At 72.4% G+C, this 15,088-nt stretch carries 13 protein-coding genes; 11 read left to right on the forward strand and 2 right to left on the reverse strand.

Going from position 1 to position 15,088, the window contains the following annotated elements:
* The first annotated feature begins 461 nt into the window (after positions 1-461).
* Positions 462-1,709 carry an MFS transporter gene (locus ACIPFH_RS19230; protein ID WP_401827840.1) on the forward strand — a complete coding sequence of 416 codons (1,248 nt, stop codon included), beginning with the start codon at positions 462-464 and terminating at the stop codon, positions 1,707-1,709.
* Here ACIPFH_RS19230 and ACIPFH_RS19235 read toward each other — a convergent pair.
* Positions 1,668-2,327: a hypothetical protein gene (locus ACIPFH_RS19235; RefSeq protein WP_401827841.1), complete on the reverse strand. Its 660-nt coding sequence runs from the start codon at positions 2,325-2,327 to the stop codon at positions 1,668-1,670. The two genes, ACIPFH_RS19230 and ACIPFH_RS19235, sit on opposite strands and share 42 nt — an antisense overlap.
* Positions 2,328-2,671: 344 nt before the next feature.
* Between ACIPFH_RS19235 and ACIPFH_RS19240 the strand changes: the two genes are divergently transcribed.
* Both ACIPFH_RS19240 and ACIPFH_RS19245 read left to right on the forward strand, forming a co-directional pair.
* A complete protein-coding gene (locus ACIPFH_RS19240; protein WP_401827843.1) occupies positions 2,672-3,718 on the forward strand; it encodes a histidinol-phosphate transaminase in 1,047 nt (348 codons plus the stop codon).
* A 5-nt stretch (positions 3,719-3,723) separates the two neighbouring features.
* Positions 3,724-5,430, forward strand: a complete 1,707-nt coding sequence (locus tag ACIPFH_RS19245) for an aldehyde dehydrogenase family protein (RefSeq protein ID WP_401827845.1) — start codon at positions 3,724-3,726, stop codon at positions 5,428-5,430.
* Between the two features lie 15 nt (positions 5,431-5,445).
* Here ACIPFH_RS19245 and ACIPFH_RS19250 read toward each other — a convergent pair whose 3' ends face one another.
* Positions 5,446-5,946 (reverse strand): Lrp/AsnC family transcriptional regulator, encoded by a 501-nt coding sequence (locus tag ACIPFH_RS19250; protein WP_401827847.1) that lies wholly within the window; start codon positions 5,944-5,946, stop codon positions 5,446-5,448.
* Positions 5,947-6,066: 120 nt separating this feature from the next.
* Between ACIPFH_RS19250 and pdhA the strand changes: the two genes are divergently transcribed.
* The 8 genes from pdhA (at position 6,067) to ACIPFH_RS19290 (ending at position 15,080) form a co-directional block, all read left to right on the forward strand.
* Complete coding sequence (pdhA, locus tag ACIPFH_RS19255) at positions 6,067-7,203, forward strand: pyruvate dehydrogenase (acetyl-transferring) E1 component subunit alpha (RefSeq protein WP_401827848.1); 1,137 nt, start codon at positions 6,067-6,069, stop codon at positions 7,201-7,203.
* 5 nt (positions 7,204-7,208) lie between these two features.
* Complete coding sequence (locus tag ACIPFH_RS19260; protein ID WP_401827850.1) at positions 7,209-8,228, forward strand: alpha-ketoacid dehydrogenase subunit beta; 1,020 nt, start codon at positions 7,209-7,211, stop codon at positions 8,226-8,228.
* Positions 8,225-9,652 carry a dihydrolipoamide acetyltransferase family protein gene (locus ACIPFH_RS19265; protein ID WP_401827852.1) on the forward strand — a complete coding sequence of 476 codons (1,428 nt, stop codon included), beginning with the start codon at positions 8,225-8,227 and terminating at the stop codon, positions 9,650-9,652. The genes ACIPFH_RS19260 and ACIPFH_RS19265 overlap by 4 nt, the downstream gene beginning before the upstream one ends.
* A gap of 78 nt (positions 9,653-9,730) precedes the next feature.
* The gene (paaN, locus tag ACIPFH_RS19270) at positions 9,731-11,443 is read left to right on the forward strand and encodes a phenylacetic acid degradation protein PaaN (protein WP_401827853.1); all 1,713 of its coding nucleotides are present in this window, start codon (positions 9,731-9,733) and stop codon (positions 11,441-11,443) included.
* Positions 11,436-12,617, forward strand: a complete 1,182-nt coding sequence (locus ACIPFH_RS19275) for a thiolase family protein (RefSeq protein WP_401827854.1) — start codon at positions 11,436-11,438, stop codon at positions 12,615-12,617. Before paaN ends, ACIPFH_RS19275 begins: the two co-directional genes overlap by 8 nt.
* Positions 12,614-13,375: an enoyl-CoA hydratase/isomerase family protein gene (locus ACIPFH_RS19280; RefSeq protein WP_401827855.1), complete on the forward strand. Its 762-nt coding sequence runs from the start codon at positions 12,614-12,616 to the stop codon at positions 13,373-13,375. The genes ACIPFH_RS19275 and ACIPFH_RS19280 overlap by 4 nt, the downstream gene beginning before the upstream one ends.
* Positions 13,372-14,238 carry a 3-hydroxyacyl-CoA dehydrogenase family protein gene (locus ACIPFH_RS19285; protein ID WP_401827857.1) on the forward strand — a complete coding sequence of 289 codons (867 nt, stop codon included), beginning with the start codon at positions 13,372-13,374 and terminating at the stop codon, positions 14,236-14,238. Before ACIPFH_RS19280 ends, ACIPFH_RS19285 begins: the two co-directional genes overlap by 4 nt.
* Entirely contained in the window at positions 14,229-15,080 is an 852-nt protein-coding gene (locus ACIPFH_RS19290; protein WP_401827859.1) for an enoyl-CoA hydratase/isomerase family protein, read from the forward strand. The genes ACIPFH_RS19285 and ACIPFH_RS19290 overlap by 10 nt, the downstream gene beginning before the upstream one ends.
* The last annotated feature ends 8 nt before the right edge of the window (positions 15,081-15,088 follow it).

The raw sequence follows: 15,088 nt of genomic DNA on the forward strand, positions 1-15,088 counted from the left end.
GACTGCCTTCGAGAACGTCCCGGTCGAGGACGCGGTGGCGCGACGGCCCGCGAGGGCGGCGAAGGCAAAGCGGAAGCGGACCCGGCGACCACCGACCGCGGGAGGAGGAGCCGCACCTCCCGAAGAACCCTGTTCTCCCTCAAAGGGAGTAAAGCCACAGGCAGAGCCCCAGGAACGTGACGCCGCCCACCGCGTTCAGTGCGACGACCTCGGGCCTCGGCGACGCATTCGTGTCATACCGACCGGAATGCCGTCAGGGTGTGATGCAGACCATACTTCCTGTCGGCCGATCTTGGAATGCGGGGGCTCCTACCGAGGCTGCACTCCTTGTGGGCTCTCCCTGTCCTGGGGAGCGCACCGGGCAATGGTGGCCGGCGCGACCGGCCACAGGAGCGGCACATACCTTGATCTGCCTGCTCCGCCGCATTCGGATCGCTGCCCGCGAAAGGTACTCCCGCTCCATGCCACTGGCCCTGCTGGCCCTCGCACTCGTCGCGTTCGGTATCGGTACGACCGAGTTCGCCACGATGGGGCTGCTGCCTCAGATCGCCGACGGGGTCGGTGTGTCCGTGCCACATGCCGGCAACATCGTCTCCGCCTACGCGCTCGGCGTCGTCGTCGGCGCCCCCGTCCTCACGGGCCTGGGCGCGCGCATCGCCCACAAGCGACTCCTGATCCTGCTGTCCGGGCTGTTCGTGGTCGGCAACGTCGCGTCCGCCCTCGCTCCGAACTTCGGCCTGCTGTTCGCCGCACGATTCCTGGCAGGCCTGCCTCACGGAGCGCTGTTCGGCGTAGGTGCCGTCGTGGCCTCCCGGCTGGTCGCCCCCGAACGAGCCGGGCGGGCCGTGTCGAGGATGTTCCTCGGGCTCACCATCGCCAACATCGTCGGCGTCCCGGCCGGCACGGCTCTGGGGCAGCAACTGGGCTGGCGGTACGCCTACTGCGCGGTCGCCGTCATCGGCATCGTCGCTCTTGCCGCGCTGGTTGCCTTCGTCCCCCACCAGCCTCGCGGTCACCAGGCGGGCATCCGGCACGAGCTGAGGGCGATGGGCAACAGACAGGTCGCCCTCGGCCTGGCCACCGCCGTCGTGGGATTCGGCGGCTTCTTCGCCGTCTACAGCTACCTGGTGCCGATCCTGACGCACCTCACAGGCTTCTCCGATTCCTCGACCACATGGGTCCTCGCTCTCTACGGCGTCGGAATGACGCTGGGCACGCTGATCGCGGGCCCGCTGACGGACCGTGCCCTGCGTCCGACGCTGTACGGGGGGCTCGCCCTGCTCGGCGCGTCGCTCGTGACGTTCTACTTCACGGTCCACAGCGCGGTTCCCGCCCTGGTGACACTCGCCTTCATGGGCGCGATGGGTGCCCTGGTCACGACACCCGTGCAGATGCTGCTCATGGCCAAGGCGAAGAACGCCCCGACGATGGCGGCGGCCTCCAATCACTCCGCCTTCAACCTGGCCAATGCGGGCGGCGCCTGGCTCGGCGGCCTGGCCATCTCGGCCGGCTGGGGCTGGGCCTCGCCTGCCCTGGTCGGCGCGGCCCTCGCCGCCGCAGGCCTCGGCCTCGCCTTCCTCGGGGGCCTCATGGACCGTGGGAACGGAGGATCCGAGGTGATCACCTCCTCGTCGGAGGCCGAAGCCCCGGTCAGCGCCGTGACCGCGTCACGGATGATAGATGTCCCAGGCCGTCGACCCGGTGGGTGAGGGGCTCGGCGTCGCGCGGTCCGCGTCGCACCGGGCGGGGTCCTGCGCCGGGAACAGCCGGTACGCACCGATCCGCTCCGTCCCGAAGCGCACCTCGGTGTCCCCGGTGGCGGCCAAGTCCGCTGGGGTCGACGGCAGTTCCCCGTCCGTCAGGGGCGGTCCCGAGTACGCTGCCACAAGGACCCGGGTGCAGGTGATGTCCTGACTGGTGGGAAGGCCCGCGGGGAAGCCGACGGTACGGGTCGTGCTGCCGTCCGTGGACAACTGGTGGCGCATGACGGACGACATCTCGGTTCCCGCCGCCGTGGCGGTGAGGGCCCAGAACTCGACCTGCACGGCCAGCGGTTGGCACAACGGCCGGACATCGCCCGTGAGCTGTGCGCGAACGACGACCGACGCCCCTTCGTGCGGCGGATCGGTTCCGTCGGCCGTCCCGCGGAAGTCCACCGCGGTGCGCAGCCACGCGGCCTGTTCCTTCGGCGACCAGTGGCCGTCGGCACGGCAGCCGCCGGCCTGGGCGCCCGCGGACGCCTCCGAGCAGCCGGCCGCGAGCAGCGCGAGGACCGCGGCGCCCGCCGTCAGGGCTCCGTGGCGGAGGCGGGTCGGGGTGCTGTGCATGGTCTCCCTCGATCGGAACGGGACGGTCCGCGGACATCGCCCGGTTCGGGCGGCGAGCAGTCTGCCGGTGCCCCGCCCGCGGGCGGGGGCCTCCACGGCGCCCTGTGTCCGTCCCGTGATCAAGGACGCGGCCCGGTGCACGACGGAGGGTGCGCTGTCCGTCTCGTACCAGGGGTCCGGCGGGCCTCACCGGAAGACGGTTTGCCGATGAGCTGTCCTGCTTTCGGCGATTCGTAGCCGAATTCGTCAAACAGTTGAGTGCTCCTCGTCCTTTCTTCACCATTCCCCTGTCAAGCGCCCGACGGCCAGGCCTCGGGTCCCAGCGCTGCAGAAGCGAGACCAGCATGGTGCGTGTCCGTGCGTCCCTGTCCCAGCTGCCCGCCTACGTCCCGGGCCGAAAACTGCCCGGGGCCATCGTGCTGGCCAGCAACGAATCCCCGCACGGGCTGCTGCCGGGCGTGGCCGCGACCCTCGCGGAGGCCGCCGGCGGTGTGTCGCGCTACCCCGATCTGCACGCCGTCTCGCTCGTCGAGGCCCTGGCCGCGCACCATGGGGTCGAGCCGGACCGGATCGCGGTGGGCGCCGGATCCTCCGAAGTCTGCGGGCAGCTGCTGCACACGGTCGTCGGGCCCGGCGACGAGGTCGTCTTCGGCTGGCGGTCCTTCGAGGCCTACCCGATCCTCACCTCGGTGGCGGGCGGTACGGCGGTACGAGTGCCCCTGCGCGACCACGCCCTCGACCTGGACGCCATGGCCGCGGCGATCACCGCCCGGACCCGGCTGGTCTTCGTGTGCAACCCCAACAATCCGACCTCCACGGCGGTCGGCGCGCGGGCCCTGACCGACTTCGCGGACCGGGTGCCGCGGGACGTGCTGATCGTCGTCGACGAGGCCTACCGGGAGTACGCCGATCCGGACCGGGTCCCCGACGGCCTCGCCCTGCTCGGTGACCGGCCGAATGTGGCCGTGCTGCGAACCTTCTCGAAGGCGTACGGACTGGCGGGGCTGCGCGTGGGCTACTGCGTCGCGCCGCCCGGGATCGCCACGCACGTGCGCCGCACGCAGGTGCCGTTCAGCGTCAGCGCGCTCGCCCAGCGGGCCGCCGTCGTCGCCATCGGCGAGGGCGCGGAGGTCACCCGGCGGGCCGCCCTCACGATCGCCGAACGTGGCCGTGTCACCGCACGGTTGCGGACGCTGGGCCACGATGTGCCCGACTCCCAGTCCAACTTCGTCTGGTTGCCGCTCGGCGAGCACAGCGCGGACTTCGCCAGGCACTGCGCCGACGGGAAGGTCGTGGTCCGCCCGTTTCCCGGCGAGGGCGTCCGGGTGACGATCGGGCTGCCGGAGGAGAACGACGCCCTGCTCGCGCTCGCGGCGAGCTGGAGAGGCTGACGGCCATGGGCCCCGGCCCCTACGAGCGGCACCGCGAGCTGCTGCAGAGCGTCGTTCGCGCGATCGCCGCCGGAGAGTGCCGTCGCCCCTTCACCGAGGCGACGGGACAGGACGCGGCCGACGCGGGCATGAGGTCGACCCGCACCGCGGGGAAGGTGTTCCGCTCGCTGCTGGGGAGGCCGTTCGACCTCGGGCAGCCCGGCGAACTCGGACGCGTGCGCACGGAGTCGTCGCCGTACGGCGTCGATCTCGCCATCGACTATCCGCGCTGTGATCCCACGGAGCTGGTCGAGGCGGCGGGGCGGACGGCGGCCGGGTGGCGGGCGGCCGGGCCCTACCAGCGTGCCGGGCTCGCCGTGGAGATCCTGCGCCGGCTCAACACCCGCAGCCACGAACTGGCCCTCGCGGTGCACCACACCACCGGTCAACCTCTCCGGGCAGCCTTCCGCGCCGCCGGGCCGCCCGCCCAGGACCGAGCCCTGGAGGCCGTGGCCCAGGCCTTCGCCGAGTCGGAACGCGTCCCGACCGACCTGCACTGGGCGAGCGCCGAACGCAGCGGGCAACCGCTGCGGGGCACCTCCACCCTGGCGCCCCGCGGGGTGTCGCTGCTCGTCGGCTGCCCGGACTTCCCGCTCTGGAACGGCCTTCCGGGCCTGTTCGCCAGCCTGGTGACCGGCAACCCGGTCGTCGTGGCTCCGCACCCACGCTCGGTGCTGCCGCTGGCGATCACCGTGCGGGTCGCCCGGCAGGTGCTCGCGGAGGCCGGTCACTCCCAGGATCTCGTCACGCTGGCCGTGGCTGAACCGGAACGGCAGGTGCACCGGTGGCTGGCCACCCACCCGGCAGTGCGCATCGTCGACTTCACGGGTTCCGCGCGCTTCGCCGACTGGCTGGAGCAACATGCCCGCCAGGCCGTCGTGTTCGCCCACCGGACCGGGCTGAACACGGTGGTCGTGGACTCGACCGACGACTACCGGGCTCTGGTGCGGGGCCTCGCCCTCTCCTCATGCCGGTGCAACGGCACGGTGCGCACCACGCCGCAGAACATCCTGGTGCCGGAGCGCGGCTTCAGCACCGACGAAGGGCACAAGACGCTGCGGGACCTCGGCACCGATCTCGGCGACGCCGTGGACCGGCTGCTCGCGCATCCCGCACGTGCGGCGAGGGTGTTGGGCGCGATCACCGCCGACGAGGTGCTCGCCGCCCTGGCGGACGCCACCCGGTACGGCCCGGTCCTGCACGCCTCCGGCCCCGTGGCCCACCCCGACCACGCGCGCGCCGACCTGCGCAGCCCGCTGCTGGTGCGGCTGCGCGCCTCGGAGGAGCGGGTCTACACGCGCGAATGGCCTGGACCCATCTCCTTCCTGGTGGGCACCGACTCGACCTCACACAGCCTGGCGGTCCTGCGCCGTACGATGGCGCGGCACGGCGCGCTCCACGCCTCGGTGCACTCCACCGACCCGCTGGTGCTGGCGGCGGCCGAGACGGCGGCGCTGGACGCCGGTGTGCACCTGGTGGAGAACCTCGACGACCTGCCCGCCGACCCGTCCTCGGCTCGCGCCGAACTGCCGGACACGGGCGCCCACTTCATCACCGGACGGTTCCGGGTGGTGGGCTCCCGGCGGCACGCACCGCCGGCCGCTGCGATCCCGGACCCGTCCGTGGTTCCCCTCCCGGACTCCGGCCTCGCCGCCACGCTGATCGACGTATGACCGGGGCGGCCGCGTTCAGTCGGTCCAGGTGGGCCCGCGGCCCCGCACCTCGTCGAAGACGAGCCAGGTGCGGGTGGAGCGCACCCCGGGGATCGCCTGGATCCTCTCCAGGACGACCTGGCGCAGCACCAGGTTGTCCGGCGCGCGCACCAGCACCAGGACGTCGAAATCACCGGTGACGAGGGTGATGTGCTCCACATACGCGATCTTGCACAGCTCGCGTGAGATGTCGCGCCAGGCGTTCTGCTCGACGCTCAGCGTGACGTAGGCGCTCGTGCCGAGGCCCGCCCGCTGGGCGTTGAGCTGCGCGGTGAAGCCCGTGATGACGTCCTCGGCCACGAGCCGGCCGATACGGGTGTAGGCGTTCGCCCGGGAGATGTGCACCTGCTCGGCGAGCGCCCGGACCGAGATCCGGCCGTCCTCGACGAGCCGGCTCAGGATCTGCCGGTCGATGTCGTCGAGAGGGACGGCAGTTCGTCCGGCCACTGCCGCCGGCAGCGAGTTTTCCTCGGACACATTGTCCTCCCAGAACCTGATCTCCGGCAGTTCATCGCCGGTTCGGCCGAGCTATTGAACACATATTCCGTAGTGGCCACCATTCTCCTGTCAAGTGTCCAGAGAAAGTGAGTGCCCTCCATGTCCGTGAAGAGCCTCCGCCAGACGGTCCAGGGCCTCTTGCCGTCCCTCATGCCGGTGCGGTTCGTGGCCGAGGACGGCACGCCGGTCGCCAGGCAGCCGGCCGACTACGCCGAGCCCCCGGTTCAGGCCCTGGTCGAGGCCTGGCGGCAGATGGTCCTGGGCCGCCGGTTCGACACCCAGGCGACCGCCCTCACCAAGCAGGGCCGCCTCGCCGTCTACCCCTCCAGCCGGGGCCAGGAGGCCTGCCAGATCGGGGCCGTGCTCGCACTGCGCCCCGAAGACTGGCTGTTCCCGACCTACCGCGATTCCGTCGCCCTGGTGACCCGCGGCATCGACCCGCTCGAGGTGCTGACGCTGCTGCGCGGCGACTGGCACTGCGGTTACGATCCCGCCGCCACCCGTGTCGCACCCCAGTGCACCCCGCTGGCGACCCAGGTGCTGCACGCGACCGGCGTGGCCGAGTCCCTGCGCCGTGCGGGCGGGGACGGCGTGGCCATGGCCCTCGTGGGCGACGGCGCGACCAGCGAGGGGGACTTCCACGAGGCGCTGAACTTCGCCGCCGTCTTCCGCGCCCCGGTCGTGTTCTTCGTGCAGAACAACAAGTACGCGATCTCCGTGCCGCTGGCCCGGCAGACCGCGGCGCCCTCGCTCGCGTACAAGGGCATCGGCTACGGGGTGCGCTCCGAGCAGGTGGACGGCAACGACCTGGTGGCGGTGCTGGCGGTGCTGACCGCGGCCGTGGAGCACGCCCGGGCGGGCCACGGTCCGGTACTCGTCGAGGCGCACACCTACCGCATGGACGCGCACACCAACGCCGACGACGCCACCCGCTACCGCGAGGACGACGAGGTCGACCGGTGGCGGGCCGCCGACCCGGTCGACCGACTGGAGACGTACCTGCGCGGCCGCGGCGCCCTCACCGACGAGGACGTCGCGGCGGTGACGGTGGAGGCGGAGGCCCGGGCCGCCGAGCTGCGGGCGGGCATGAACACGGAGTCGGTCGCCGACCCGCTGGAACTCTTCGACCACGTCTACGCCGAGCCGACTCCTCAACTGCGCGAGCAGCGCGCCCTGTTGGCGGCCGAGCTGGCCGACGAACCCGCTTCCCCCGCACTTCCCACCCAGGAGAACTGAGAGCCATGGCCAAGGTCACGATGGCGCAGGCGCTGAACACCGCACTGCGTGACGCGCTGCGCGAGGACGAGCGCGTGCTCGTCTTCGGCGAGGACGTCGGTCCGCTCGGCGGCGTCTTCCGGATCACCGACGGGCTGACCCGCGACTTCGGCGAGCAACGGTGCTTCGACACCCCGCTGGCCGAGGCCGGCATCGTCGGACTGGCCGTCGGCATGGCCATGGGCGGCTTGCGGCCCGTGGTGGAGATGCAGTTCGACGCCTTCGCGTACCCGGCCTTCGAGCAGATCGCCTCGCATGTCGCCAAGCTGCGCAACCGGACCCGAGGGCGGCTCACGCTGCCCATGGTGATCCGCATCCCGTACGCGGGCGGGATCGGCGGCGTCGAGCACCACTGCGACTCCAGCGAGGCGTACTACGCACACACCCCGGGTCTGAAGGTCGTCACCCCGGCCACGCCCGAGGACGCGTACTGGCTGCTGCGCGACGCCGTGGCCGACCCCGACCCGGTCATCTTCCTGGAGCCGAAGAAGCTGTACTGGTCCAAGGAGGACACCGATCTGGAGCAGCGCGCCGCGCAGCCGTTCGGACGGGCGGCGATCCGGCGGGAGGGCCGCGACGCCACGGTCGTCGCGTACGGTCCGTCGGTTCCGGTGGCCCTGGCCGCCGCGGAAGCCGCGGCGGCCGAGGGCATCGAACTCGAGGTCGTGGACCTGCGGACGGTGGTGCCCTTCGACGACGAGACGGTGACGGCATCCGTGCGGCGGACCGGGCGCTGCCTGGTCGTGCAGGAGGCCCAGGGTTTCGCCGGGGTCGGGGCGGAGATCGCCGCGCGCGTACAGGAGCGCTGCTTCCACTCGCTGGCCGGGCCCGTCCTGAGGGTCGCCGGCTTCGACATCCCGTATCCGCCGCCCAAGCTCGAGCACGCGCACCTGCCCAGTGTCGACCGGATCCTCGACGCCGTCGACCGCCTCCAGCTCGACGGCGAGCCGGACACCCGGCACCTGCTGAAGGGAGCGGTCGCATGACCACCGCAACGCTCCGGGAGCAGCTGTTCCGGCTGCCCGACCTCGGCGAGGGCCTGACCGAGGCCGAGATCGTCGAGTGGAAGGTCGCGGTCGGCGACACGGTGACGATCGACCAGATCGTGATCGAGGTCGAGACCGCCAAGGCCGCGGTCGAGGTGCCGGTCCCGTACGCGGGCACGGTGCTGCGACTGCACGCGGAGGCGGGTACGGCGTTGGCGGTGGGGGAGCCGCTGATCACGGTGGGTGCCGAAGCCCCGGACGAGGGTGAGGGCGCGGGTGGGTGCGCGGGGGAGCCGCCGCCGGGCGGGTCCGCCGCCGGATCCGAGTCGGCGGACCCCGCCGCGGAGCGATACCGCGAGGAGGAGCAGGCCGGGTCAGGCAACGTTCTGATCGGCTACGGCACCGGCCACGGTCCGGCGCCGCGTCGCCGCCGTCGACGCGCGGGTGCCGCGACGGGAGGCGGCACGGGCACCGAGGCGGCGCAGTCCTTCGGGCCGCACGCTCCCCGGGTCGTCTCGCCCCTCGTACGGCGGATGGCACGGGAGCACGGGATCGATCTCGCCGGGCTGGCGCCCTCCGGTCCCGCGGGCATCGTTCTCAGACGAGACGTGGAGCAGGCCGTCGCGCGGGTCCGGCAGACGGCGACGGACCCCGGGGCCACACCGGTCGCTCCGGCTCGGCAGCCGTCGGCGGACCTCACCCCCGCACCACACGGGCGGCCGGCGGCGGACGGCCCGCAACGCATCCCGCTGCGCGGAGTGCGCCGCGCCGTGGCGGACAAGCTCTCCCGCAGCCGGACCGAGATTCCCGACGCCACCACCTGGGTCGATGTGGACGCGACCGGACTGCTCCAGGCCAAGAGGGCGCTGGAGGCCGCCGAACCCGGCCGCCGCATCGGACTGCTGGCCTTGCTGGCGCGCATCTGCGTGGCCGGGCTGAAGCGCTTCCCGGAGCTCAACTCCACGGTGGACACCGAACGACGGGAGATCCTCCGCTTCAACGAGGTGCATCTCGGCTTCGCCGCCCAGACCGAGCGCGGCCTGGTGGTCCCCGTCGTCCGCGATGCCCATCTCATGACGACCGTACAACTGGCCGTTGAACTGGCCCGGTTGACCGAGCTCGCCCGCGACGGAGGCCTGCCGCCGGACCGTCTGACGGGCGGGACCTTCACCCTCAACAACTACGGCGTGTTCGGCGTCGACGGATCCACGCCCATCATCAACCACCCCGAGGCCGCGCTGCTCGGAGCGGGCCGCATCGTGGACAAGCCGTGGGTGGTGGACGGTGGGCTGGCCGTCCGCAAGGTCATGCAGCTCTCCTTCAGCTTCGACCACCGGGTCTGCGACGGCGGTGTGGCCGGCGGGTTCCTGCGCTACGTGGCCGACTGCGTGGAACGCCCGGCGATCCTGCTCGCCGACGCCTGAGCCGATCCGGTTTCCCCGCACGTCAGCGAGGGCGCCCCCAACCCATCCACCTACCGAACGTTCGGCCTGGAGCTCCTGGTGACCCTGACCACCGACCAACACCCCGACTTCTTCGTCCGCCACGCGGAACTGCTCGACCAGGCGGTGGCGAGTGCCGTCGACCGCGGCTACTGGACGCCGTACCCCGAGACCCCCAGCGCCTCCGCGTACGGAGCCGAGGCACCCGACCTGGGCGAGGCCGCCTTCCGCGGCCTCCTCGACCACCCCTTCCACCTCGAAGGGCACCCCACCACCGGCACGGTTCCCGCCGCCGAGGTCTCGCCCTACGGCTTCCCGCTCGGCGTCAGCTACCCGGCCCTGGTCCCCGAGGTGGCCGTCGCGACGGCCAAGGCCGCCGCCGCGGCATGGCGCCGCGCAAGCCCCGACACCCGGGCCGGCGTCGCGGCCGAGATCCTCGCACGGCTCAACGCGGCGAGCTTCGAGATCGCGCACGCCGTCCAGCACACCACCGGCCAGCCCTTCATGATGGCGTTTCAGGCCGGCGGTCCGCACGCCCAGGACCGAGGCCTCGAAGCGGTCGCGTACGCATGGAACGAGCAGAAGCGCCATCCGGTCGCGGCCCGCTGGAGCAAGCCGCAGCGCAAGGGCGGCCCGCTCGTCATGGACAAGACCTTCACCCCGGTGGGGCGAGGTGTGGCCGTGCTGGTCGCCTGCAACACCTTCCCCACCTGGAACGGATATCCGGGATTCTTCGCGAGCCTGGTCACCGGCAACCCGGTGGTCGTCAAGCCGCACCGACGCGCCGTGCTTCCCCTGGCGATCACCGTGCGGATCGCCCGCGAGGTGCTGGCGGAGGCCGGCTTCGACCCCGACGTGGTACTGCTCGCCGCCGAAAAGCCCGAGGAGCGCACCGCTCCCGCCCTGGCCACCCACCCCGATGTGCGCATCGTGGACTTCACCGGCTCCAGCGAGTTCGGCGACTGGCTGGAGGCCAACGCCCGCCAGGCCGTCGTCCATACCGAGAAGGCGGGGCTCAACACCGTCGTCGTGGACTCGACGGAGGACTACGCCGGGCTGCTGCGCAACCTGGCGTTCTCCCTGTCGCTCTACAGCGGCCAGATGTGCACCACCCCGCAGAACATCCTCGTTCCCCGCGACGGCTTCCCGACCGACCAGGGGCGGCGTACGGCCGACGAGTTCGCCGCCGACCTGGGCGCCGCCCTGGACAAACTGCTCGGCGACCCGGCCCGTGCGGCCGCCACGCTCGGCGCGATCGTGAACGACGGCGTGCTCAAGCGTGTGGAGGAGGCGGCCGCGCTCGGCCGCACCGCCCATGCGTCGAGGGAACTCGCCCACCCGGACCTCCCGGACGCTGTCGTCCGTTCCCCGCTGGTGGTCCGGCTCGAGGCCGAGGCCGACCAGGACACCTACACCAGTGAGTGGTTCGGGCCGGTCTGCTTCGTCATCGGCACCGACTCCACCACTCACGGTCTGCGGCTGTTCCACGACTGCGTACGGCATCACGGCGCGCTGACCGCTTCCGTGTACGCGACCGACGAGGACGTGCTGAAGCAGGCGCGGACCACCGCCCTGGAAGCGGGCGTGCACCTGTCGGAGAACCTGACCGGCGGAGTGTTCGTCAACCAGTCCGCCGCGTTCAGCGACTTCCACGGCACAGCGGCCAACCCCGCCGCGAACGCCGCCCTCACCGACCCTGCGTTCGTCACCGGACGCTTCTCGGTCCTCCAGTCCCGCCGTCACGCCACCGCCGAGGAGCAGATCGATGCCTGACGAGGTCTATCTGATCGACGGGGCCCGCACCCCGCAGGGCCGCCACCGCGGTGCCCTGGCCTCCGTACGCCCCGACGACCTGGCCGCTCTCGTCGTCGGCGAGGCGGTACGCCGCGCCGGTATCCCGGCCGACGCCGTCGACGAGGTGATCCTCGGCGCAGCCAACCAGGCCGGCGAGGACAACCGGGACGTGGCCCGGATGGCGGTGCTGCTGGCAGGTCTGCCCCACACCGTGCCCGGCTACACCGTCAACCGGCTGTGCGCCTCCGGGCTGACAGCCGTCGCGTCAGCCGCCCAGACGATACGGGCGGGTGAGGCCGACCTGGTCGTGGCGGGCGGAGTGGAGTCGATGACCCGCGCCCCTTGGGTGACGGCCAAGCCCGGCACGCCCTGGGGCCCGCCCGGCGAGACGTACGACACCCCGCTCGGCTGGCGGTTCACCAACCCGCGCTTCCCCGCCGCGACCACCCTGTCGATGGGCGAAACCGCCGAGGAACTCGCCGCCCTGGACGGCATCACGCGCCTGGAAGCGGACGCCTTCGCACTGCGCAGCCACCGGCGCGCGGAGGCCGCCCAGAAAGCAGGCCGCTTCGACGAGGAGATCGTCCCGGTGCCGGTGAAGGACGGCGAGGTGACCCGGGACGAGGGACCTCGGCCGGCCACCTCGCTGGAGAAACTGGGCGGGCTGCGGACCTCCTTCCGCAGGGACGGGATCGTCACCGCGGGCAACTCCTCACCACTGTCCGACGGGGCCGCGGCCCTCGTGGTGGCGAGCGGGGCCGCGGTCGAACGGTACGGGCTCACCCCCCGGGCCCGCGTCGTCACCGCCGCCTCGGCCGGGGTCGACCCCCGCCTGATGGGACTCGGGCCCGTGCCGGCCACCGCGAGGGTGCTTGACCGGGCGGGCTGGAAGGCCGACGACCTGGACGCGGTCGAGGTGAACGAGGCGTTCGCCTCCCAGGTGCTGGCGGTCGTCCGCCGGCTGAGGCTCGACGAGGACCGCGTCAACGCCGACGGCGGCGCCATCGCCCTCGGCCACCCGCTGGGCTGCTCCGGCGCCCGCATCGTGCTCACCCTGCTCGGCCGCATGGAACGCGAGGACGCCCGCCGGGGCCTGGCGACCATGTGCGTGGGCGTCGGGCAGGGCGTCTCGATGCTCCTGGAGCGCGTATGAGCACGCGGGAGGACATGACGTTCGAGACCCTGCTGGTGGAACAGCGCGCCGACCGGGTCGTCGTCACCCTGCACCGGCCCGAGGCCCGCAACGCGATCAGCGGTCGCATGATCGCCGAACTGCACCGCGTGTGCGATGACTTGGAGCGCGAGCCGAAGCTGATGCTGCTCACCGGCCACGGCGGCGTGTTCGCCGGCGGCGCCGACATCGCCGAACTGCGTCGGCGTGGCCGGGACGACGCGCTGCGGGGGATCAACAGTCGGTTGTTCGAGCGGATACGCAGGCTGCCCCTGCCCACCGTGGCCGCCGTGGACGGTTGGGCGCTGGGCGGCGGTGCCGAACTGGCGTACGCCTGCGACATACGGATCGCCGGACCGGACGCGGTCTTCGGCAACCCCGAACCGGGCCTGGGCATTCTCGCCGCCGCCGGTGCGTGCTGGCGGCTCAAGGAGTTGGTCGGTGAGTCGGTGGCCAAACACATCCTGCTCGCCGGGCGGAACCTCGACGCGGCTGCCGCGCTCACCCGCGGGCTGGTCATGGACGTCGTACCGGCGGACCGGCTGATCACCGAGGCGAACGCCCTGCTCGACCGGATGGCGCTTTCCTCGGCGCTCGCCCTGCGGCTCACCAAGCTCGTCACGGACGCCCCGAGCGCCCATCCGGCGGCCGACGACCTCGCCCAGGCCGTGCTGTTCGAAAGCCGGGACAAGGCGGAGCGCATGACGCGCTTCCTGGAGAAGAACGGAGGCCGGGCATGACCTCGGCATCAGCACCACCCGCGGTCGTGGGGGTGATCGGCGGCGGCCGGATGGGCGCCGGTATCGCCCAGACCTTCGCGGCCGCCGGGTCCACCGTGGTCGTCGTGGAGCACGACGACGCGGCCGCGGCCGTCGCCCTGGACCGGATCGCCGCCGGGCTGCAGCGGGCCGCCGAGCGCGGGGGGCTCGGCGAACTCGCGGCCCGCGATGTGCCCGGCCGGGTCACCGCCGTGTCCTCGACAGCACAACTGCCCCACCACGCCGATCTGGTCGTCGAGGCCGTACCGGAGGACGCCGCGCTCAAGGCCCGGCTGCTCGCCGCCGCCGAACAAGCCGTGGGAGAAAGGTGCGTGCTCGCCACCAACACCAGTTCCCTTCCGGTCACCGAACTCGCGGCGGCACTGACACGACCGGGACGCTTCCTGGGGATGCACTTCTTCAACCCCGTGCCCGTCTCCGCTCTGGTCGAGCTCGTCCTCGCTCCCGAGACCACCAGGGAGACCCTTGACGCGGCGGTCGGCTGGACGCACACCCTCGGGAAGCAGGAGGTCGTCGTCCAGGACTCGCCGGGGTTCGCCAGCAGCCGCCTCGGCCTAGCCCTCGGTCTGGAGGCGATCCGGATGGTCGAGGAGGGGGTCGCCGGCCCGGAGGCCATCGACACGGCCATGCGCCTGGGCTACCGACACCCGATGGGCCCGCTGCGCCTGACCGACCTGGTGGGGCTCGACGTACGGCTGGCCATCGCCGAACACCTGCACGCCACGCTCGGGGAGCGGTTCGCGCCGCCCCCACTGCTGCGGGAGAAGGTCGCCCGCGGTGAGCTGGGCCGCAAGACCGGTCAGGGGTTCCACCGATGGCAGTGAACGGCCACCAGGCCCTCCCGGCTCAGGAGAACGGTTCGGGGCACCCCGCTCCCTACGGGGTGTCCTACGAGGTCACCGACGCCGTAGCCGTCATCGAGCTGCGCGGACCCGCCGGCGGCAACGCGCTCGACGCGCACATGCGCGGCGCGCTCCTCATGGCGGCACGGCGCCTCACGACGGACACCGCACGCGGGGTACGGGCGGCCCTGATCACGGGGCGTGGCAAGCACTTCTGTGTCGGCCAGGACCTCAAGGAGCACGCCCGGTTGCTGAGGACGGGACCGGCCACGGCCTTCGCGAACCTTCCCAACGACTACAACCCGCTGGTCAAAGAGCTGCACGCCCTGCAGATCCCGATCGTCGTGGCCGTCGAGGGCGCCTGCGTCGGGGCCGGGCTCGGCATCGCGCTCTGCGCCGACGTGCGCGTCGCCGCCGAGGGAGCCCGCTTCGCGACCGCGTTCACCGGCCTCGGCCTGGCCTCCGACTCCGGGGTCGTCCGCGCCCTCGCCCGCCAGCTCGGGCCCTCGCGGACCGCCGGACTCATGCTCCTCGGAGAACACTTCACCGGGCAGGACGCCGAACGCTGGGGCCTGGTCCACCGCGTCGTACCGGATGGTTCCGCCGCCGCCGAAGGGCTGGCTCTGGCCCACTCCCTGGCCGCGGGACCCACCGCCGCCTACCGGGAGATCAAGGCACTGCTCCGGTCGGCGGCCTCCATTCCCCTGCCCGCGGCGCTTGAGCGCGAGGCCGTCATCCAGCGCCGGCTCGGCGCCACCGACGACCACCACGAGGCCGTCACGGCCTTCCTCGAACGCCGCGGTCCGGCCTTCCACGGCCGCTGATCCACCCA

It is taken from the genome of Streptomyces sp. NPDC088157 (genome assembly GCF_044741545.1).
Lineage (GTDB): Bacteria > Actinomycetota > Actinomycetes > Streptomycetales > Streptomycetaceae > Streptomyces.

Excerpts from the sequence above, each read along its gene's own strand:
- ACIPFH_RS19265 (WP_401827852.1), top strand. The coding sequence starts at position 8,225 with ATGACCACCGCAACGCTCCGGGAGCAGCTGTTCCGGCTGCCCGACCTC.
- ACIPFH_RS19245 (WP_401827845.1), top strand. The coding sequence starts at position 3,724 with ATGGGCCCCGGCCCCTACGAGCGGCACCGCGAGCTGCTGCAGAGCGTC.
- pdhA (WP_401827848.1), top strand. The coding sequence starts at position 6,067 with ATGTCCGTGAAGAGCCTCCGCCAGACGGTCCAGGGCCTCTTGCCGTCC.
- ACIPFH_RS19275 (WP_401827854.1), top strand. The coding sequence starts at position 11,436 with ATGCCTGACGAGGTCTATCTGATCGACGGGGCCCGCACCCCGCAGGGC.
- ACIPFH_RS19230 (WP_401827840.1), top strand. The coding sequence starts at position 462 with ATGCCACTGGCCCTGCTGGCCCTCGCACTCGTCGCGTTCGGTATCGGT.
- ACIPFH_RS19240 (WP_401827843.1), top strand. The coding sequence starts at position 2,672 with ATGGTGCGTGTCCGTGCGTCCCTGTCCCAGCTGCCCGCCTACGTCCCG.
- ACIPFH_RS19260 (WP_401827850.1), top strand. The coding sequence starts at position 7,209 with ATGGCCAAGGTCACGATGGCGCAGGCGCTGAACACCGCACTGCGTGAC.
- ACIPFH_RS19290 (WP_401827859.1), top strand. The coding sequence starts at position 14,229 with ATGGCAGTGAACGGCCACCAGGCCCTCCCGGCTCAGGAGAACGGTTCG.
- ACIPFH_RS19280 (WP_401827855.1), top strand. The coding sequence starts at position 12,614 with ATGAGCACGCGGGAGGACATGACGTTCGAGACCCTGCTGGTGGAACAG.
- ACIPFH_RS19285 (WP_401827857.1), top strand. The coding sequence starts at position 13,372 with ATGACCTCGGCATCAGCACCACCCGCGGTCGTGGGGGTGATCGGCGGC.
- ACIPFH_RS19235 (WP_401827841.1), bottom strand. The coding sequence starts at position 2,327 with ATGCACAGCACCCCGACCCGCCTCCGCCACGGAGCCCTGACGGCGGGC.